15 protein-coding genes are annotated in these 20,208 nt (G+C 71.2%); 7 read left to right on the top strand and 8 right to left on the bottom strand.

What is annotated here, in order from left to right; all coding sequences use genetic code 11:
* Window positions 1-396: 396 nt before the first annotated feature.
* Window positions 397-2,253 (bottom strand): DNA helicase RecQ, encoded by a 1,857-nt coding sequence (gene recQ / locus ADK54_RS04070; protein WP_053724113.1) that lies wholly within the window; start codon window positions 2,251-2,253, stop codon window positions 397-399.
* Between the two features lie 383 nt (window positions 2,254-2,636).
* Complete coding sequence (fahA, locus tag ADK54_RS04065) at window positions 2,637-3,863, bottom strand: fumarylacetoacetase (protein ID WP_053724112.1); 1,227 nt, start codon at window positions 3,861-3,863, stop codon at window positions 2,637-2,639.
* A gap of 222 nt (window positions 3,864-4,085) precedes the next feature.
* Between fahA and ADK54_RS04060 the strand changes: the two genes are divergently transcribed.
* The gene (locus tag ADK54_RS04060) at window positions 4,086-5,321 is read left to right on the top strand and encodes a D-aspartate ligase (RefSeq protein ID WP_053724111.1); all 1,236 of its coding nucleotides are present in this window, start codon (window positions 4,086-4,088) and stop codon (window positions 5,319-5,321) included.
* A gap of 80 nt (window positions 5,322-5,401) precedes the next feature.
* On the top strand, window positions 5,402-6,601 hold the full coding sequence (locus ADK54_RS04055) for an FAD-dependent oxidoreductase (protein WP_053724110.1): 1,200 nt from the start codon (window positions 5,402-5,404) through the stop codon (window positions 6,599-6,601).
* Between the two features lie 370 nt (window positions 6,602-6,971).
* On the opposite strand, the gene ADK54_RS04050 is transcribed toward ADK54_RS04055, so the two are convergent.
* Together ADK54_RS04050 and ADK54_RS04045 are read right to left on the bottom strand one after the other, a co-directional pair.
* On the bottom strand, window positions 6,972-8,972 hold the full coding sequence (locus ADK54_RS04050) for a CocE/NonD family hydrolase (RefSeq protein ID WP_053724109.1): 2,001 nt from the start codon (window positions 8,970-8,972) through the stop codon (window positions 6,972-6,974).
* A gap of 10 nt (window positions 8,973-8,982) precedes the next feature.
* Window positions 8,983-10,482, bottom strand: a complete 1,500-nt coding sequence (locus tag ADK54_RS04045) for a peptide MFS transporter (protein WP_053724108.1) — start codon at window positions 10,480-10,482, stop codon at window positions 8,983-8,985.
* A 191-nt stretch (window positions 10,483-10,673) separates the two neighbouring features.
* Here ADK54_RS04045 and ADK54_RS04040 point away from each other — a divergent pair, with 191 nt between their 5' ends.
* The 5 genes from ADK54_RS04040 to ADK54_RS04020 all read left to right on the top strand — a co-directional run bounded on the left by ADK54_RS04040 (window position 10,674) and on the right by ADK54_RS04020 (window position 15,927).
* Window positions 10,674-11,684 (top strand): polyprenyl synthetase family protein, encoded by a 1,011-nt coding sequence (locus ADK54_RS04040; RefSeq protein WP_053724107.1) that lies wholly within the window; start codon window positions 10,674-10,676, stop codon window positions 11,682-11,684.
* A 306-nt stretch (window positions 11,685-11,990) separates the two neighbouring features.
* A complete protein-coding gene (locus tag ADK54_RS04035; protein WP_053724106.1) occupies window positions 11,991-13,208 on the top strand; it encodes a LolA family protein in 1,218 nt (405 codons plus the stop codon).
* A gap of 70 nt (window positions 13,209-13,278) precedes the next feature.
* Entirely contained in the window at window positions 13,279-14,229 is a 951-nt protein-coding gene (locus ADK54_RS04030; RefSeq protein WP_053724105.1) for an ABC transporter ATP-binding protein, read from the top strand.
* A complete protein-coding gene (locus ADK54_RS04025; RefSeq protein WP_053724104.1) occupies window positions 14,216-15,124 on the top strand; it encodes an ABC transporter permease in 909 nt (302 codons plus the stop codon). The genes ADK54_RS04030 and ADK54_RS04025 overlap by 14 nt, the downstream gene beginning before the upstream one ends.
* A gap of 197 nt (window positions 15,125-15,321) precedes the next feature.
* Window positions 15,322-15,927 carry a TetR/AcrR family transcriptional regulator gene (locus ADK54_RS04020; RefSeq protein ID WP_053724103.1) on the top strand — a complete coding sequence of 202 codons (606 nt, stop codon included), beginning with the start codon at window positions 15,322-15,324 and terminating at the stop codon, window positions 15,925-15,927.
* Here the strand turns inward: ADK54_RS04020 and ADK54_RS04015 are convergent.
* The 4 genes from ADK54_RS04015 to abc-f form a co-directional block, all read right to left on the bottom strand.
* Entirely contained in the window at window positions 15,893-16,468 is a 576-nt protein-coding gene (locus ADK54_RS04015; protein WP_053724102.1) for a flavodoxin family protein, read from the bottom strand. The genes ADK54_RS04020 and ADK54_RS04015 overlap by 35 nt on opposite strands.
* A 153-nt stretch (window positions 16,469-16,621) precedes the next feature.
* On the bottom strand, window positions 16,622-17,608 hold the full coding sequence (locus ADK54_RS04010; protein ID WP_053724101.1) for a M28 family metallopeptidase: 987 nt from the start codon (window positions 17,606-17,608) through the stop codon (window positions 16,622-16,624).
* Window positions 17,609-17,858: 250 nt separating this feature from the next.
* Entirely contained in the window at window positions 17,859-18,308 is a 450-nt protein-coding gene (locus ADK54_RS04005) for a VOC family protein (protein WP_053724100.1), read from the bottom strand.
* A 71-nt stretch (window positions 18,309-18,379) separates the two neighbouring features.
* Window positions 18,380-20,002 (bottom strand): ribosomal protection-like ABC-F family protein, encoded by a 1,623-nt coding sequence (gene abc-f, locus ADK54_RS04000; RefSeq protein ID WP_053724099.1) that lies wholly within the window; start codon window positions 20,000-20,002, stop codon window positions 18,380-18,382.
* Window positions 20,003-20,208: the final 206 nt, after the last annotated feature.

Below are 20,208 nucleotides of genomic sequence, written 5' to 3'. Positions count from 1 at the left end.
CCGGATTCTTTCTTTGCTCTGGGTCATGGTGGGGGGTTTTTTTGGGGGTGGGGGGGTTTGGGGGGGGGGGGGGGTCCCGGCGGGGGGGGGTGGCGCCGGGGCTTTTTTTTTCCCCCGCCCCGCCCCTTCCCGAGACCCTCCGGGGGTGAGGGACCCTGGGGCTCCGCCCCCAGACCCCGTTCGCGCCTTAAGGGCGCTCGTCCTCAAGCTCCCCCAAGGCCTTAAGGGCCAGGGGGACCCCCATGACGGGCTGGAGGTGCCTGTACCCGGCGTAGTTAGGGCGCGGGGAACTGCGCGACCAGCCACGCACGGTCCGCAGCCGAGCCCACCCACCCCCGGCGGCCACGCGGCGGAGCCCCAGCGGCGCTGGCCAGTCATCGGGAGCCGTGTGGGGGGCTAGTCCAGGGTTGCCAGGACGGAGAGGACTCCCTCGCCCCACGTTGCCAGTTTCTTCTCGCCCACCCCGCCAATCGTGCCCAGCTCATCCATCGACCCGGGCCGAGCCGTCGCGATCTCCCGCAACGTCGCATCGTGGAAGATCACGTATGCCGGGACCCCGGCCTCCTTCGCCTGGGCCCCGCGCCAGGCCCGCAACGCCTCGAAGACCGGAACCGCCTCGGGCGGCAGGTCGACGACCGCCGCCGGCTTCTTCGAAGAGCTCCGCGGCGCCCGCGCCGGCTTCTCCGGCTCTGTCCGCATCCGGACCTCGCGCCGGCCGCCAAGGACCTCCCCGCTCGGCTCGGTCAGGACCAGCGTCCCGTACTCCCCCTCCACCGCGAGCAGCCCCTGCGCGAGCAACTGCCGCACCACGCCCCGCCATTGGGGCTCGGAGAGGTCTTCCCCGATGCCGAAGACGGACAGTGCGTCATGGTCGAACTGGATGATCTTCGCGGTCCTGCGGCCGAGCAGGATGTCGATGATCTGGCCCGCGCCGAACTTCTGGCCCCGCTCGCGCTGGAGGCGCACGACGGTGGAGAGCACCTTCTGCGCCGCCACCGTGCCGTCCCACGTCTTCGGCGGGGTCAGGCAGGTGTCGCAGTTGCCGCAGTTCTCGGCCGTGGCCTCCTGGCCGAAGTAGCCGAGGAGCTGGGCCCGGCGGCACGAGGCGGTCTCGCAGAGCGCCAGCATCGCGTCCAGGTGGGCGGCCGCCCGGCGCCGGAACGCCTCGTCGCCCTCGCCGCCCTGGATCAACTTCCGCTGCTGGACGACGTCTTGGAGCCCGTATGCCATCCAGGCCGTCGACGCGAGACCGTCACGCCCGGCGCGGCCCGTCTCCTGGTAGTAGCCCTCGACCGACTTGGGCAGGTCGAGGTGGGCGACGAAGCGTACGTCCGGCTTGTCGATGCCCATGCCGAAGGCGATGGTCGCCACCACGACCAGGCCGTCCTCCCGCAGGAAGCGGGACTGGTTGACGGCGCGCGTCCCGGCGTCGAGGCCCGCGTGGTACGGGACGGCCTGCACCCCGTTGTCGCTCAGGTACTGCGCGGTCTTCTCCACGGAGGCCCGCGAGAGGCAGTAGACGATGCCCGCGTCCCCCTCGTGCTCCTCCTTGAGGAAGGTGAGGAGCTGCTTCTTCGGGTCGCTCTTCGGCACGATCCGGTACTGGATGTTCGGCCGGTCGAAGCTTGCCACGAAGTGCCGGGCCTGCGGCATGCCGAGGCGCTGGGTGATCTCGCGGTGGGTGGCGTCCGTGGCGGTCGCGGTCAGTGCGATGCGCGGCACGTCCGGCCAGCGCTCGCCGAGCAGGGACAGGGCGAGGTAGTCCGGGCGGAAGTCGTGGCCCCACTGGGCGACGCAGTGCGCCTCGTCGATCGCGAATACGGAGATCTTGGCGCGGGAGAGCAGGTCGAGGGTGGCCTCCACGCGGAGCCGCTCGGGTGCCAGGTACAGCAGGTCGAGCTCGCCGGCCAGCAGCTCGGCCTCGACGGTGCGGCGCTCGTCGAAGTCCTGCGTGGAGTTGATGAACCCGGCGCGCACGCCGAGCGCGCGCAGCGCGTCCACCTGGTCCTGCATGAGCGCGATGAGGGGGGAGACCACGACGCCCGTGCCGGGCCTGACCAGGGCGGGGATCTGGTAGCAGAGCGATTTTCCGCCGCCGGTGGGCATGAGGACGACGGCGTCGCCGCCCGCCACGACGTGCTCGATGACCTCGCCCTGTGCTCCGCGGAAGGCCTCGTATCCGAAGACGCGGTGCAGTGTCTGCAGGGCCTCGGTCTCCGCGTCCACCATCTGCGTCCCGCCCGTCCCGTTCATCGCTCTGTCCCCCGCGCTGGTCCGTCGACTGCCTCACCGTTCACCCTCGCAACGATAGGCGTCCCCGCCGACACCCCGAGAGTTATCCACAGCCCTGGCCGGATTCCCCGCCCCGGGCTTTGGTGCGCGGCTCCGGGGGCCGGGGTGCGCTGGGGCTCCGCCCCAGACCCCGGAGGCCCCTTCCCGCCCCTTCCCGAAACCCTCCGGGGGTGGGGAAAGGGCTGAGGTCCGTTACCGGGAGCGCCGCCTCCGGACCCCCTGTGGTCGGACTCTCGGCTGCAGACCGTGCATGGCTGGTCGCGCAGTTCCCCTCGTCCCTAACAGCATGCGGTACGGCCATACCCAGCCCGTCCGGCGATTGAGGACGACCGCCGGGCCGCCGCTCAGCGGGGCGGAGTGATCCGGCCCCTCACCTCGCCCAGGCCCACCCGCACCCCGTGCGGCCCCGGTGCCCACGCCGTCAGGGTTACCTCGTCGCCGTCCTCCAGGAACGCCCGCTTGCCGGAAGGCAGTTCCAGCGGCTCCGTACCGTTCCAGGTCAGTTCGAGGAGCGAGCCGCGCTGGTCGCGCTCGGGGCCGCTGACCGTGCCCGAGCCGTACACGTCGCCGGTGCGCAGCGACGCCCCGTTCACCGTCATGTGGGCCAGCTGCTGCGCCGCCGTCCAGTACATCGAGGCGAACGGCGGCTCGGCCACGACCGTGCCGTTGATCGACACCGTGATCCGGAGGTCGAACCCGCCGGGCACCTCGTCGGCGGAGTCGTCCAGGTAGGGCAGGAGGGGGAAGTCGCGGGCCGGGGGAGAGACCCTGGCCGCCGTCAGGGCCTCCAGCGGGGTCACCCACGCCGACACCGACGTGGCGAAGGACTTGCCGAGGAAGGGGCCGAGCGGCACGTACTCCCAGGCTTGGATGTCCCGCGCCGACCAGTCGTTCAGGAGGAACAGGCCGAAGACGTGGTCGTCGAACGCGGCCAGTTCCACCCGCTCGCCCAGGTGCGACGGGGTGCCGACCACGAAGCCGACCTCCGCCTCGATGTCCAGCTTGACGGAAGGGCCGAAGACGGGAGCAGCGTCTGACGGGGCCTTGCGCTGGCCCTGGGGGCGTGCCACCTCCGTGCCGGAGACGACGATCGTGCCGGAGCGGCCGTGGTAACCGATCGGCAGGTGCTTCCAGTTGGGGGTCAGGGCCGCGCCGTCGGGGCGGAAGATCTGGCCCACGTTGGTCGCGTGGTGCTCGCTCGCGTAGAAGTCGACGTAGTCGGCGACCTCGTACGGAAGATGCAGCTCGACGCCGGAGAGCGGGTGCAGCAGCGGCTCTATGACCGGGCGGTGGGCGGGCACGGTCACCCAGGCGGTGAGCGCCCGGCGCACATCGCGCCAGGCCGTGCGCCCCGCGGCGAGCAGCGGGTTCAGGCTCGGCTTGGCGAGGAGCGCCGCGTACGGGGAGCCCAGCGCGTGCGCCGCCGCCCCCGCGTCCAGGACGTGGTCGCCGATGCGGACGCCGACCCTCCGGTCGGTTGGGCGGTCCGGCGTGGAGAAGACGCCGTACGGGAGATTGTGCGGGCCGAAGGGGTCGCCCTCGGCCAGTTCGAGCGGGCTCTGCTCGGACATCGGTGCCTGCCTCGCTTTCCACGGTTTGTGGGTCACACGTTACGTCGGCGGTGCGCGGGGCGGCAGTGCCTAAAGAGTTCGTAATGTCCGGAAATTCCGGCTCCGGAAGCGGTCATTCCCCCTTAGCGTCTCTGCCCGGGGCACGTCAGGCGAGGGGGCCGCGCGCCTCGCGGGGCTGTGGGGGCTCTCTGTCCCGAGGGGGGACTGGTGGCGGGCAGTAGCGTGCTGTTCAGGGCGGACCGGGACGTACCGGCACTGATCGTAAAGTTCGGGAACTATCCGTTGCACCACGGAGGGGTCGGCGCCATCCGCAGCCTGGGCAGACTCGGGGTGCCGATGTACGCGATCACCGAGGACCGCTGGACTCCCGCGGCCCACTCCCGTTACCTCAAGCGCGCGTTCGCCTGGCCGACGACCGGCGCCGAGGAGCCGGCCGCGCTGGTGGACGGGTTGCGGAGGATCGGTCGGCGGATCGGGCGGCCGGCCGTGCTGATCCCCACCGACGAAGAGGCGGCGGTGCTGATCGCCGAGCACCAGAAGGAGCTCGCCGAGCTCTTCCTGTTCCCGTCCGTGGCACCGGAATTGCCCCGGCGCCTCGCCAGCAAACAGGGGCTCCACGAACTGTGCGTGGAGCACGGGGTGCCGTCCCCGGCGGCCGCCTTCCCCGACACGTACGCGGACGTCGAGGACTTCGCGCGGCACGCGCGCTTCCCGGTGGTGGCCAAGAACCGGGAGGCCTTCGTGCGGCGGCGCAGCCCGGCCGTGCCCGGCACCACACGGATCGAGGACCGCGCGCACCTGCTGGCGCTGGCCCGCGGCTGGGGCGAGCGGCCCGGCGTGATCCTCCAGGAGTACCTGCCGCGCGAGCAGGCCGAGGACTGGATCGTGCACGCGTACTTCGACGAGAACTCCACCCCGCTCGCGCTGTTCACCGGCGTGAAGGTCCGGTCCTGGCCGCCGCACGCGGGGATGACGGCGAACGCGTACGTCGTCGACAACCCCGAACTGGCCGCGCTGGCCGAGCAGTTCGTCAAGCGGATCGGTTTCACCGGCATCGTCGACCTCGATCTGCGCTTCGACCGCCGCGACGGCCGCTACAAGCTCCTGGACTTCAACCCGCGCATGGGCGCCCAGTTCCGGCTCTTCGAGAACGAGGCGGGCGTCGACGTCATCCGCGCCCAGCACCTCCACCTCACCGGCCGCCGGGTCCCGGAGGGCGAACAGCGGGCCGGCCGCCGCTACGTCGTCGAGAACATCGACCTGCCCGCGCTGCTCGCCTACCGGCGCAGCGGCTACACCACCCCGCACGCGCCCGAGCGCCCGACCGGCACCGAGTACGCGTGGGTCGCCGGGGACGACATCAGACCCTTCTTCACGATGATGGCCCGCTTTGTACGCCCCGGTGCACAGCATCTGTACCGGCTCTGGCGGAGTTCCCGCCGCGCGGTGACGAAATAAGCCCGACGCTCAACTCCCTTGTCCAGTACGGCTGTTGATGCTGGGTGCGGGGTGAGCCATTTCCTGAGAAGGGACTGCGAGTGAGCACTGCGACACGTCCGGTGGCGGTCATCGGGGCGGGGCCGTACGGCCTGTCCGCCGCCGCCCATCTGCGCGCCCGGAGCATACCGGTCCGCGTCTTCGGCTCGCCGATGGTGAGCTGGCGCGAGCACATGCCGGCGGGCATGGTCCTCAAGTCGACGCCGGTCGCCTCCAACATCGACGCGCCGCAGCCGGGGCACGGGCTGCTCGACTTCTGCGCCGACACCGGGACGCGGCGGCTCGAATCGGACTGGGACCTGATCCCGGTGGAGTCCTTCGCGGCCTACGGGCAGTGGTTCGCCCAGAAGCTCTTCCCTGATCTGGAGCAGGTCAGGGTGGTCTCGGCGGACCGGGTGCCCGGCGGGCACTTCGCGCTGAAGCTGGACTCCGGCGAGAGCTTCGAGGCGCGGGCCGTCGTGGTGGCGACCGGGCTCTCGGGCCTGGCCCGGCTGCCGCGCGAACTGGCCGCGGCGGTTCCGGACGGCCCCTCGGCGACCGGCCCCGTCTCGCACGCCGCCCAGCACCACGACCTGTCCGGGTTCGCGGGGCGCGAGGTGCTGGTGATCGGGGCCGGTCAATCCGCCCTGGAGAACGCGGTGTTGATGGCCGAGGCGGGGGCTCGCGTACGGGTCGTCGCGCGCGGGGCAGGGGCCGTGCGGTTCGGGGCGGCGCCCGACCAGCAGCCCCGCTTCACCCCCAACTCGCCGTTCGGCAAGGCGTGGTCGCTGTACGCCCTCTCGTACCACGCGACCCACTTCCGCCACCTGCCCCCGGCGGCCCGCCACTATCTGGTCCGCAACGTGCTGGGCCCACTGGGGGCGTGGTGGCTGCGGGACCGCTTCACCGGGCGGGTCGCGGTGACGGACGGGCGGCGGATCGTACGCGCGCGGGTCGAGGGGGGCCGGCCCGTGCTCACCCTGACCGGTGGGGCGGGGCGGGAGCTGTCGGCGGACCATGTCATGGCGGCGACGGGCTACCGCATGGACGTGGCCGCGCTCGACTTTCTGGGGCATGGGTTGCGCACCCAGCTCTCCACTTCGCGGGGGGCGCCGGTGCTGGATGCGGGGTACCAGTCGACGGTGCCGGGGCTGTACTTCACGGGCCTTCCTGCCGCGTCGTCGTTCGGGCCGGTGATGCGGTTCGTGTGCGGCACGGAGTACGCGTCCCCGCGTCTGGCGGCGTCGGTGGCAGCGAGCTGAACCCCGGGAGACCCCACCCCGCCCGTTCCCTAAACCCTCCGGGGGTGACTGACTCGGCTGCGGCCCGGTGGTCGCTGCTGGGGCTCTGCCCCAGACCCCGTTCGCGCCTTAAGGGCGCTCGTCCTCAAGCTCCCCCAAGGCCTTAAGGGCCAGGGGGGACCCCCATGACGGGCTGGAGGTGCCTGTACCCGGCGTAGTTAGGGGCGCGGGGAACTGCGCGACCAGCCACGCACGGGTCCGCACTCGACCAACGACGAATTCAGCCCCTCCGGCGTTTGAGGAGCGGGGGTCCGGGGGCAGCGCCCCCGGGAACCGACCTCAGCCCGCCCCCACCCCCGGAGGGTCTCGGGAAGGGGCGGGGCGGGGGAAGTCACCCCGCCTCTCGGCGGATGCGGCGCTCCCACGTTCGGTGGAACACCACCTCGCCCCCCTCCCGGCACACCACCTCGTCAGAGGTAACGAAATCCGCCGCATCGCACGTGATCTCCGACCGCGTATCGATCGTCACGTCCCACGCCAACTCCGGCCGGTGCAACCGCAGATGCCAGTCCGAGCGGGTCCGGGCCGACAGCGGGTCGGACTCGTCGATCGTGTACGTCTCCTTCGCGTCCTCCGTGAATTCGAGGCCGTCCGGGTACACCCGCGTGCCCCCGTAACGCGGGTCCACCTCCAGGCGCCACTCGCCCTTCGCCACGTCGCGTACGACGAGGCGCTCGGGGCGCGGCTCGTCCAGCGGGGCCGGGTACGAGACGCCCAGGGGCTCCGACTGCTCGGGGTCCGCGAAGGCGATCGTGTCGTCCAACGTGCGTTCCCTGAGCGGGAGTTGGAGGGACGAGCCCGCCGGGTCGAGAGTGAAGCCGACCGAGTCGGCCTGCGGCCAGATCCATGGCCAGTAAGCCGAGGAGACGGCCAGCCGGATGCGGTGGCCGGGAGGGAAGGCGTGCCCGATGCCGTTCAGAGCGAAGGTCACCTCCTCCGTCGCGCCCAGCGGCCACGCGTCCGCCCTGTCCCTGCCGTGCCGCGCGGACAGGTTCAGGGCGCCCCGCGTCACCAGCGTCGACGAGCCGTCCGGCGCCACGTCGCAGAGGCGGGCGATCGCCTGGCCGAACGGGACGTCCATGCGCAGGCGGAGGGTCACCTGTGGGCGGCCCAGGATTTCCAGCGGGCCGGAGTCCGCCGGTACCGGGAAGTCGAAGGCCGCCGAGTGGGCGTCCTCGGCGCGCTGGTCCGGGGGCAGGTCGGCGTCGTTGCCGAAGGGGAAGAAGCGGCCCGCGTCCAGGCCCGTGTGCTGCGGCGAGCGCACCCGCACGGGCGCGCCCCGGAGTGCGTACGAGATGGGTGTGATGTGGGGTGACGGCCAGGCCGGATCGCCCACCCAGCGGCCCGGGAGCTCCGCGTAGACCGTGGCCGGCGGGTGCGACTCGCTGATCCAGGAACGCAGGAGCGGTTCCTTCATCACGCCCGTCTCCTCGCCCTTCAGGTGGTGGTCCCACCAGCGCAGGGTCTCCTGGAGGAAGCCGATCGCCGGGCCAGGGGGGAGCCCTCGGTCCGGGTACTGGTGCGACCAGGGGCCGATCAGGCCGCGTACCCGGTCGGGCGGGAGATGTTCCACCAGCCTCAGCACCGTGTCCCGGTACGGGTCGTGCCAGCCGCCCACCGCGAGGACGGCAGCTTCGATCGCCGGGTAGTCCTCGCAGACGCTGCCGTGCTTCCAGTAGTCGTCCCGGGTCTGGTGGGCGAGCCAGGTGTGAATGAACGGCTTTACCGCTTCGAGGCGTTCAAGCCACATTTCTCGCCATTTTTCCCCGACGAACGCGGGGTCCGGCGGGCGCGAGACGAAGGCCAGCATCGTCGCCGCCCAGGCGTGCATGTCGACGGCCAGCACCGAGCCGCCCATGTAGTGCACGTCGTTGTCGTAGCGGTCGTCGGTCGAGCAGACCGTGACGATCGCCTTCAGCGGTTCGGGTGCCAGGGCCGCGATCTGGAGGCTGTTGAAGCCGCCCCACGAGATGCCGAACATGCCGACCTTCCCGGTGCACCAGGGCTGCTGGGCGAGCCAGTTGACGACCGCGACACCGTCGGCCAGCTCCGTCGCGTCGTACTCGTCGCCCGGCATGCCCTGAGAGCAGCCGTGCCCGCGCACGTCGACGCGCACCGAGGCGTAGCCGTGCCCCGCGTACCAGGGATGGCGCTGCCAGTCGCGCGGCGCCGTCCAGTCGGTGAGCCGGTACGGGAGGTATTCGAGCAGCGCCGGGACGGGCTCCTCGGTGACCGGGCGCCAGACGCGCGCGTACAGCAACGTGCCGTCGGGCAGCGGGATCCGGACATCCTCGCGCTGCGTCTCGTACGGGAATTCGGTGCGGATGTGCATGGCGGCAACCTCAGTGGACGGGGTGCATGGTGCGCTTGAGCCAGGGGGCGGCGAAGATCACGGCGATGCCGACGGCCACGGCGATCGCGCCGTTCAGGCCGAAGTAGGCGGGGTTGGAGACCTTTCCGTACACCTTCACGGTCTGCGCCTGGATGCCGTTGGCGAGCGCTAGGGAGAGGAACCAGAGCGACATCGTCTGGCTGGCGAAGGCCTTCGGGGCGAGCTTGGTGGTGGCCGACATGCCGGAGGTCTCCAGCAGGATGTCGCCGAGTCCGAGCAGCAGGTACGAGCCGACGATCCACCAGGCCGCCATCTTGTAGGTGTCGGTGGAGTGGCCCGAGGTCGGCAGGACCATCAGAAGGAACGACAGGCCGCCCAGGATCACGCCGAAGGCGATCTTGTTGGAGGCGTGCGGCTGGCGCCGGCCCATGCGGGCCCACACGGCGGCCACCACCGGCGCGAGCGCCACCTCGAACGCGCCCAGCGCGGAGGCGTACCAGCTGGCCGGGAAGTGGAAGCCGAGGATGGTCGTCTCGGCGTTGGTGGAGGCGAGCAGCATCATCGTCGAGTACGCCTGGAACAGGATGAAGTTGAACGCCACCGAGGCCAGGAACAGGACCACGTACGGCCTCAGGCGACCGCGTTCCTCGGCGGTCACGCGCGGGCTGGCGAACATCACCGCGAAGTAGACGACCGGCGCGATCACCGAGATCAGGGTGAGCAGGTCGACGAAGCGGCCGATCGTCAGCCAGCCGCCCAGGGCGAGCAGGACGGCGAGGGCGGCGACCAGCAGGGCGCCGAGCACCATGAGGCGGACGGCGCGGAGCATGCCCTCGCGCGGCAGGGCGAATTCGGCCGCGTGCTTGCGTCCGGCGAGGTGCCGTCGGCCGAGGACGTACTGGATCAGGCCGAACGTCATGCCGACCGCGGCCGCCGAGAAGCCCCAGTGCCAGCCCTTGTGGTCGCCGAGCCAGCCGGTGATCAGCGGGCCCGCGAAGGCGCCGACGTTGATGCCCATGTAGTAGAGCGCGAATCCGGCGTCGCGGCGCTCGTCGTCGGTGCGGTAGAGCTTGCCCACCATGGAGGCGACATTGGGCTTGAGCAGGCCGGTGCCCGCGCTGATCAGACCGAGTCCGACCCAGGTCATCGCCGGGGTGGGCACGGCCATCGCGTAGTGGCCGCAGGCGATCAGGATGCCGCCGTACAGGACCGCGCGGTACGAGCCGAGGATGCGGTCGGCGAGCCAGCCGCCGGCCACCGAGACCAGATAGACGAGGGTGCCGTAGGCGGCCGAGACGGAGGCGGCGGTGCCGGCGTCCATGCCCATGCCGTCGTTCGCGACGGAGTCGGCGAAGTACAGGACCAGGATCGCCTGCATCCCGAGGAACGAGAACCGCTCCCAGACCTCCAGGCCGGAGAGGGTGAGCAGGCCCCGGGGCTGACCGAAGAAGGCATGATCGTCCTGCGGGGGCGGCTGCTCCGCGGCCGGATCGTCGGGGGTGTCGGTCATCGTTCCGGACAAAAGGTCCACTCCTGATCGTATGAGCTGATCCAAGAACATACCGGGGCTCAAGGGACTGTGCGCGAGGGGTGACGGGAAGGCGCCCATGGTGATCGAACAGCGACCCGATACGCTGACTTGAGTGAAGGCAGCGACACATCGACAATCCGTGTGATCGTCAGCAGACAGGAGTACCCCTCGTGACCGTCGTCGGGCCGTTCGGGCTGAGCGTGCGGGACCAGGCACTTGAAGCCGATGTCCAGACCGGATTGGCGGCTGTCGAGGCGGGACTGCTCGATGCCACCAAGAGCGAGGTTCCGTTCATCACGGAGGCCGCGCAGCACCTCATCCGTGCAGGTGGCAAGCGATTCCGCCCGCTGATCGTGATGCTGGCCGCCCAGTTCGGTGATCCGTACGCGCCGGGCGTCGTGCCCTCCGCCGTGGTCGTCGAGCTCACGCACCTCGCGACGCTGTACCACGACGACGTGATGGACGAGGCCGATGTGCGGCGCGGCGTGGACAGCGCCAACGCCCGCTGGGGCAACTCCGTCGCGGTCCTCACGGGTGATTTTCTCTTCGCGCGCGCCTCGCACATACTGGCGGATCTCGGGCCCGAGGCCGTACGCATTCAGGCCGAGGCGTTCGAACGGCTCGTCACCGGCCAGATCCTGGAGACCGCGGGCCCCCGCGACGGGCGCGACCCGGTCGACCACTACCTCGACGTGCTGTCCGGCAAGACGGGCTCCCTCGTCGCGGTCTCCGGCCGGTTCGGCGCGATGATGTCCGGCGCCGACGAGTCGGTCGTCGACATCCTCACGCAGTACGGCGAGCGCCTGGGCACCGCCTTCCAGCTCGCCGACGACGTCCTGGACATCGCCAGCGACTCGCACGAGTCCGGCAAGACCCCGGGCACCGACCTGCGCGAGGGCATCCCCACGCTCCCCGTCCTGCACCTGCGGGCGCAGGCCGCGCAGCACGGCCGCCCGGACGACCTGGAGCTCGTGGCGCTGCTCGACGGCGACCTCAGCGACGACGCCCGGCACGCGGAGGCGCTGCGTCGGCTGCGCGTGCACCCGGCCCTTGAGCAGGCGCGCAGGGACACCGTCCGGTACGCGGAGGAGGCGCGGGCCACGCTCGCGCCGCTGCCCTCCGGGTACGCGAAGTCCGCGCTCGAAGAGCTCTGCGACGCGGTCGTGCACCGCGCGGGCTGACCCGCTCACCCGTGGTCCGTGGCGCCCGTGGTCCGTGGCGAGGCGCCTTCGGGCGCTGCCGCCTGCTCTCACCCAGGGATACGGATCCAGAGGTTCCGGTACTCACCCCTACTGGACGGGGTACCCGACTCGGGGTTCTGTCATCCCAGAGAGGTACGTGAGGTTGCTCCCGGGGGCTGACGCGCCGGGGCGGTCGTTTTGGTCAGATTGGAAGCACCACTCCTGACCAATTCGGGTGAGAATGGCGGCGCGGGGTGGAACTGAGCACGACGGACGGACGCCGCCGACCACGGAGGTAGGGCACACATGGCACCGAACGACAGCGCACAGGCCACCGACGAGGCCAGGGACCCCGGCGCGGGCCGCCGGAAGGCGGCGCGCTACCTCGTCCCGGTCGGGGTGGCGGGGGTCGCGGCGGCGACCATCGGACTGGTCCCGGCGCTCGCCGCGGCCGGTGACCCCAGTCTGCCGAAGATCAGCGCGCAGCAGCTCATCGAGAAGATGGCCGCCTCGGACACGCAGCAGCTCTCCGGCACGATGAAGATCACGACCGACCTGGGCCTGCCCGGGCTCGGCAGCCTCGGCTCGTTCGCCCCCAAGGGCGGCGGCTCGGACAAGTCCGCCTCCCCGGACGCGAAGCTGACCGAGCTAGCCTCGGGCACGCACACCCTGCGGATCGCGGCCGACGGCCCGGACCGCCAGAAGGTGTCGATCCTGGAGGACGCGGCCGAGTACAGCCTGATCCACGACGGCAATGACGTCTGGGCGTACGACAGCGGCTCCAACCAGGTCTTCCACTCGCAGAAGTCCGCGGCGGGCGCGGCCGGGGAGCACGGCAAGAAGGCTCCGGACGCGGGCGTTCCGACCACGCCGAAGGCGCTGGCCGACCAGTTCCTGAAGAACGTCGACCCCACCACCGCGGTATCGGTCGACGGCACGGCCCAGGTGGCCGGGCGCGATGCGTACCAGCTCCTGATCAAGCCGAAGCAGTCCGGCTCGACCATCGGCTCGGTCCGCATAGCGGTGGACGCCAAGACCGGGGTGCCGCTGAAGTTCACGCTCTCGCCGAGCGCGGGCGGCAAGGCCGTGGTCGACGCGGGCTTCACCAAGGTCGACTTCTCGAAGCCGTCGGCGGACACGTTCAGGTTCAGCCCGCCCAAGGGTGCGAAGGTCACCGAGGACGACGGCAAGCAGAAGCAGACGTACAAGCCCGAGCAGGGCCTGCCGGGCGGCCTCGGCAACCTGGGCGACGCCAAGAACACCAAGGTCATCGGCAAGGGCTGGACGGCCATCGCCGAGCTCGACACCGGCGGCAAGGGCATGCCGAAGGCGGACAACGGCGAGGGAGGCGGCGACGCCCAGAAGTTCCTGGACTCCCTCGGCGACAAGGTCTCCGGCAAGTTCGGCACGGGCACGGTCTTCAAGACCCGCCTGGTGAACGCCCTGATCACGGACAACGGCAAGGTGTACGTGGGCGCGGTGACGAAGGACGCGCTGATCGGCGCGGCCAACTCGGCCAAGTAGGGCCAATACGCGGGATTTTCCGGAGGGTTGAGGAAGGGGTGAACCGCTCCTTCCTCAACCGTCGGAGGGGGTGGGGAAGGTTTCAGCGGCCATCGAGACGCACGGCCTCAGCAAGCGCTACCGCGGCGGCCAGCTGGCCGTGAACGGGCTGGACCTGACCGTCCCCCGCGGCAGCGTCTTCGGCTTCCTGGGCCCCAACGGCTCCGGCAAGACCACCACCATCCGCATGCTGATGGGCCTCATAGAGCCGACCAACGGCACCGCGAGCGTCCTCGGCAGCCCCATGCCGAGAGCCGCCCGCACCGTGCTGCCCAGGGTGGGCGCCCTGATCGAGGGCCCTGCCCTGTACGGCTTCCTGTCCGGCCGCGACAACCTGCTGCGGTACGACGCCGCCGACCCCACCGCCGATCCGCGCACCCGCACCGCCCGGGTGACGGCCGCCCTGGACCGGGTGGGCCTCACGGCGGCGGCGGGCAAGAAGGCGCGAGCGTACTCGCTGGGCATGAAGCAGCGCCTGGGTCTCGCGGCGGCGCTGCTCCAGCGCCGGGAGCTGCTCGTCCTGGACGAGCCGACCAACGGTCTCGACCCGCAGGGCATGCGGGAAATCCGGGCGCTGATAAGGGAGTTGGCCCAGGACGGGACGACCGTCTTCCTCTCCTCGCACCTCCTCGACGAGATCGAGCAGGTCTGCTCGCACGCCGCCGTGATGAACCAGGGGCGGCTCGTCGTCCAGGGCGAGGTGGCCGAGCTCGCCGCGAACGCGCGGGGCCGGCTCGCGGTGACCACCCCGGACACCGCGGCGGCGGCCCGCCTCCTCAAGGAGCGCGGCATCGCCGACGTGACGGTGACCGGTGAGGACCGGGTGACAGCCGAACTGCCGCCCGCCGACGTGGAGTTGGCGGACCTCAACGCCGAGCTGGTGCGGGCCGGGGTGCGGGTGCGCGGCTTCGTAGCCGAGCGGGCCTCCCTTGAGGACGCCTTCGTCGCGCTGACCGGGGAGGGCTTCGATGTCGCGGGCTGAGGTCATGGACGTGGCGGATCGGGACCCGGTGCCCGGTCCCGCGCGGAAGCCGAGCGTCCTGTGGTCGCTCGGTCTTTTCCGCTCCGAGCTGGTCACGGTGGTGCGCCGCTGGCGCACGCTCGCCCTGCTCGGGGTGCTGGCCGCCGTGCCGGTCCTGATCGGCATCGCGGTGAAGATCCAGACGGGCGACGGCGGGGGAGGCCGGGGCGGCGGTGGGGGAGGCGGCCCCGCCTTCATCGCGCAGATCACGAACAACGGTCTCTTCCTCGTCTTCGCGGCCCTCGCGGCCACCCTGCCGGTGTTCCTGCCGATGGCGGTCGGGGTGGTGGCGGGCGACGCGGTCGCGGGCGAGGCCAACTCCGGCACCCTGCGCTATCTGCTCGTCGCCCCGGCCGGCCGCACGCGGCTGCTGTTGGCCAAGTACGCCTCGGTGCTCGCGTTCTGCCTGATGGCCACGCTGGCGGTGGCGGCATCCGCCCTCGCGGTCGGGGCGCTGCTCTTCCCGCTCGGCGACGTCACGACGATCTCCGGTACGCAGATCTCCTTCGCGGACGGGCTGCTGCGGGCCGTGGCGGTCGCCGGGGTGGTGGCGGTCTCGCTGTCCGGGATGGCGGCACTCGGCCTGTTCATCTCGACGCTGACCAACAGCGGGATCGCCGCGATGGCCTCGACCGTCGGGCTGCTGATCACGGTCCAGATCCTGGGCCAGATACCGCAGCTGTCCGCGATCGCGCCGTACCTCTTCCCGCACTACTGGCTGTCCTTCGCGGACGTCCTGCGCGAGCCGGTCTACTGGGACCAGCTGGTCAAGAACTTCGAGCTCCAGGCCCTGTACGTCGCGGTCTTCGGCTCGGCGGCCTGGGCCCGCTTCACGGCGAAGGACATCACGGCGTGACACCCCGGAACGGCGCGCAACATGTCAGGAACGACATGCGAAGTGCCCGAATCGGGATGTGAAGTGTCCGGAACGGACCGGTCGCGCGAGCCGACCCCCGTGACGGCTCGACACGACACGTTCCGTTTCCTGCGTCATTGTTGGAGTCGTACGCCCGACTGTCAATCCGGTTCGGGGCGTGCTCGTAGAGTGAGGGCATGATCACCCCGTCCGCGTCCGCCCCGAGCCCCAGGCGCCGCAGCGAGAAATCACGCAGCGCGACGCTCACGGCCGCGCTCGAACTGTGCGCGGAGAGCGGATACGGCAAGGTCACCATCGAGGCCATCGCGGCCCGTGCGGGGGTGAGCAAGAAGACGATCTACCGCTGGTGGTCGACGAAGGGCGCGATCCTGCTCGACGCGGTGACCGAGCTGGTGGCCAGCGCTTCGCCGCTGCCCGACACCGGTGACATCGAAGCCGATCTGCGGACCCATATCGGGAGCCTGGTGCGGCTGTTCACCTCGCCGGTGGTGGGGCCCGCGTACACCGGGATCCTCGCCGAGCTGCTGCACGACGAGCGGCTCGCCAGGGCGGTCAACGACGAGCTCGTCATCCCGCGCGTCGTGCTGGTCTACGAGCGCATGCGGGGCGCCCAGGAGCAGGGCCAACTGCCCCCGGACGCCGATCTTCCGCTGGCCGTGGAGATGATGTACGGCCCGCTCTACTACCGCCACTCACTGGGCCGGACGTTTCCCGACGAGCAGCGGATCGAGACGCTGGTGGCCCATGTCATGCGCGCGATGCGGGCTCCGGGGCTGAGCTGAAGAAGGTCTTGGCGCGGGCCGCCGCTTCCGTGTCGCCCTCGATCTCGCCGGGCCGCGTGCCGGTGCCGAGCAGCACGCCGCCCCAGTTCATCCCCATGTACGCGGCCGAGTTCCGCAGGGTCCCCACCAGCGGGTCCGCCAACGAGTGGTCGCTGCCGGCGAGTGCCGTCACGCCCCACAGGGTGCGGCCCGCCATGCGCTGCTTGAAGTCGAGGTCGGGGCTGTAGAGCCAGTTCCCCCAGTGGTCGAGGTAGTGCTTGACCGGGGTGGAGACGCTGTACCAGTACAGCGGCGAGGCGATCACCAGATCGGTGGCGGCCAGCGTCGCCTCCAGGAGCGTCGCCGCGTCCCCGGTGGGGGCGGCCTGGACGCGCTGCTCGGTGTGGCGCAGGTCGCGGAATCCGGGGAGTTCGAGCTCGGCGAGGCTCAGCCAGCGGGCGGTGTCGCCCGCCGGGAGCTGTGCGGCGGCCTGCCGGGCGAGCGCCTCGGTGTTGCCGCCGCTGCGGGTGCTGCCGAGCAGGAAAAGGAAGTCGCGGGCCATGGTCCCCTCCGTACGTAGCCCAAGAATGCATGCGTGTGCATTCTATGCACACGCATGCATCTTGTGGGGCCCGGTACGGGCCGAGTTGGGGGACTCAGAACATGAGCTTCCAACCGCCGTTTCCTGCCCCGGCGCAGGTGTTCACGGTGTGCTTCATCGCGCCGAGGTGCCGGCGGCCAACTGCCACAGCGCGTACGCGATCGCGTCGCTGTTGTGGTCCAGCGCTGTGTCGTCGATGTTGCCGCTCGTGTCGCAGGAGGCGTGGTAGCAGGCGTCGAACTCCTCGCCCGCCGAGCCGCCCCACTTCTGCGCCTGGGCTGCCGTCTTGGTGTAGTCGGCGCCCGAGAAGAGGCCGCCCACGGGGATGCCCGCGTTCTTGAACGGGGCGTGGTCGGAGCGGCCGTCGCCCTCCGTCTCGATCTCGGTCGGGATGGAGAGGGTGGCGAAGTAGTCCTTGAAGACCTTCTCCAGGGCGGGGTCGTCGTCGTAGACGAAGTAGCCCGGGTTCGGCGAGCCGATCATGTCGAAGTTCAGATACCCCGAGATCTTCGAACGGTCGCCGGTGGCAAGCGAGTTGACGTAGTACCGGGATCCGACCATGCCCAGCTCCTCGGCGCCCCACCAGGCGAACCGCAGGTGCTTGTCGGGCTTGAGCCGGTCCCTTGAGACGGCGAGCGCGGTCTCCAGGATGCCGGCCGAGCCGGAGCCGTTGTCGTTGATGCCGGGGCCCGCGGTCACCGAGTCGAGGTGCGCGCCCGCCATGACGGTCCGGGAGGTGTCGCCGCCCGGCCAGTCGGCGATCAGGTTGTAGCCGGTGGCGCCGGACGAGCTGAACTGCTGGACGGAGGTGGTGAACCCGGCCGCGTCCAGCTTGCCCTTCACATAGTCGACCGAGGCCTTGTAGCCGGAGTGGCCGTGGGCGCGGTTGCCGCCGTTGGCGTTGGCTATCTGCTGGAGCTGGGCGAGGTGCGCCTTGACGTTGGCGACGGGTATGTCGGGCGCCGAGACGGCTGCGGGTGTGGAGGCTGCCGGCGGGGCCGGGGCCGCGTGGACGGTGGGCGCGAGCAGACCGACGGCGAGAGCGGCGGCGGCGAGCGCCGCGCCCGCGACCGGGGTGCGCCGGGAGTGGGAGCTGTGCATGGGGGGCTCCGTGTTCCGTGGGGGGGATGGGACGGAAACGCGAGCCCGATGGTCAAGGAGAGGTACAGGAGGCGTCAAGAACGTAAACCGGCCAAGGGAGTTCGGATTCCGGACGCGGGGCGGGTGAAGGGAGGGCCAAAGGGAGGCCTCAACTGGCACCAAATGGCAGGCGATTGGGAGATGTCGATCGGGAGCGGGCTTTTCGGGGCTTCGGCCGGCTCGCGGCCCGCGCGGCCGGTCGGCTCCGGCCCTAGTGGACGCAGAACTCGTTGCCCTCGGGGTCGGTCATCACAGTGAACTCGCCTCCGGCTTGCTTCACTTGGCGCAGCACGCTCGCCCCGAGCTCGACAAGACGGCCGACCTCGGCCTCCCGGGTTCCGGGCGCCGAGTGGACGTCGATGTGCAGCCGGTTCTTCGCCGTCTTCGGCTCCGGAACCCGCTGGAACAGGATGCGCCGGCCGAGCCCCGTGCCGCTCTCGGGGTCGTAGGAATCGTCCGGATGCCGGACGGCGACCAGATCTCGAAAGGCGATCCGGCCGCCGTGTTCCAGGGTGATCTCGGGGCCGATCGTGCCGGCCGAACGCAGCCGGTTGATCAGGACGCTGTTGTCCTCGACCGCGTAACCGAGGGCGGCGGCCCAGAAGTCGGCCTGGGTGTGCGGGTCGGCGGCGTCGACGACGAGTTTCCAGTGCAGGGTCATGTGTTCGTTTATAGCCGGGCCACGGCGTCCCGTCCCGAATTGCGGAGCGCCGTGGCCGGGCGGGGCCCGGGTCAGCTCACCGCCGCTCCTGCGCGGAGCTCCAACTCGTCGCCCGTGAAGGAGGACCGGAAACGGCGGTCGTGCGAGACCACGACGACCGCGCCCGAGTAGTCGGCGAGGGCCTGTTCCACCTCCTCGACCAGCGCGAGCGACACGTGGTTCGTCGGCTCGTCCAGTACGAGGAGGTCGGCGGGGCGGGCCACCAGGCAGGCCAGTTCGAGCCGCCGCCGCTGCCCGACGGAGAGCGCGGCGACCGGCACGGCCAGGTCCTCCTCCCGGAACAGGCCGAGCGCGAGCAGTTCGTCGGCGTACTCCTCGGGGAGGCCGGACCGCCCTGCGGCGTACGCGCCGAGGAGGGGCAGGCGACTCGGGTCGTGGCTCAACTCCTGTGCCAAATACCCGATATGACGGCTCGTCTGATCCACCTTCCCCTCCTCGGGGGTGAGGTCGCCGGCGAGGATGCGGAGCAGGGTGGTCTTGCCCGCGCCATTGGGGCCGGAGACGAGGAGGCGGCGGCCGGCTTTGACGGTCAGGGCGGGTACGTCGAGGCGGTGGCCGACCTTCACCCCGGTCAGCTCGACGAGCGGGCCTTCGGGGGCGGCCGCCGCCGTGGTGAGGCGGGCGGTGAAGCGCAGGGGCGGCGGCGGGGCCGCGACCGGCTCGCGCTCCAGCTGGTCCAGGCGCGTTCTGGCCGCCCTGACCTGCCCGGACAGCTTGGCCTCCGAGGAACGGCGATGCTTGCCGAAGCCCTGGCCGGGGTCCTTTCCGCTGGCGGCGAGCCGCTGCCCGGCGGCCTCGACCAGCTCCCGGGTACGGGTCAGCTCCTCGCACCACTCCTGGTGCGCGAGCTCCCGGCGGCGCCGCGCGGCGGCCCGGGCCGTACGGTATCCGGCCCAGCCGTCGCCGTACCGGACGACCGTACGCAGGTCCCGGTCCACCTCCAGGATCGTCGTCGAGACGCGTTCGAGGAACGCGCGGTCGTGGGTGACGACCACCAAGGTGCCTCGGTGGGCGCGGAGTTGCTCCGCGAGCCAGTCGGTGGCCTGGCGGTCCAGGTGGTTCGTCGGCTCGTCGAGCAGCAGCAGCTCGGGGGCGGCGGCCAGGACGCAGGCCAGCGCCAGGCGGGACTGCTCGCCGCCGGAGAGCGAGCCGAGCGCGCGCTCCCGGGTCACGTGGGCGAGGCCGAGGGCGTGCAGGGCGGCGTCGGTGCGGGCGTCCGCGCGGTAGCCGTCGCGTTCTTCGTACGCCGTCAACAGGTCACCGTAGGCGGTGAGTTCGGCCTCGCCGGCGTCCGCGAGGCGCGTCTCGGCAGCTCTGATGGCCGCTTCGAGGGTACGCAGTTCTGCCAGCGCGAGGTCGACCGCGTCCTGGACGGTGCGGTCGGGGGCGAGGTCCAGGGTCTGGGCGAGGTGGGCCGTGCCGCCGGGGAAGACGGCGGTGACCTCGCCGGAGTCCGGCCGCTCGGCTCCGGCGAGCAGCCGGAGCAGGGTCGACTTGCCGGAGCCGTTCTCGCCGATGACGGCGGCTTTCTCGCCGGGGCGGACGGTGAGGGATACGTCTTCCAGCACGGGGCGGTCTCCGAACGCCTTGGAGACGGCGGTGAGGGTGAGTTGGGAAGGGTGTCGGGCGCGCATGGGTGTCCCTTGGGGGTACTCGGGGCTTCTTCCTGACAGAGGGCAGCGCGGTGTCGCGGCGCGGCGGGGTCTTTGCACCCCCCTGCGGGCCGCTCGGCGCGGTGCGGATGGGGTGGCTCTGCCCTGCGGGCCGCTTGGGCGCGGTGCGGGTCAGCGGAAGAAGTAGTACGAGTACATGGGGGTCACGGTAGCCGGGGGTGGGGGGT

Source organism: Streptomyces sp. WM6378 (genome assembly GCF_001279695.1).
GTDB lineage: Bacteria > Actinomycetota > Actinomycetes > Streptomycetales > Streptomycetaceae > Streptomyces.
The sequence above is the reverse complement of the archived record's forward strand: the minus strand, read 5'-3'. Positions and strand labels throughout refer to the sequence as shown.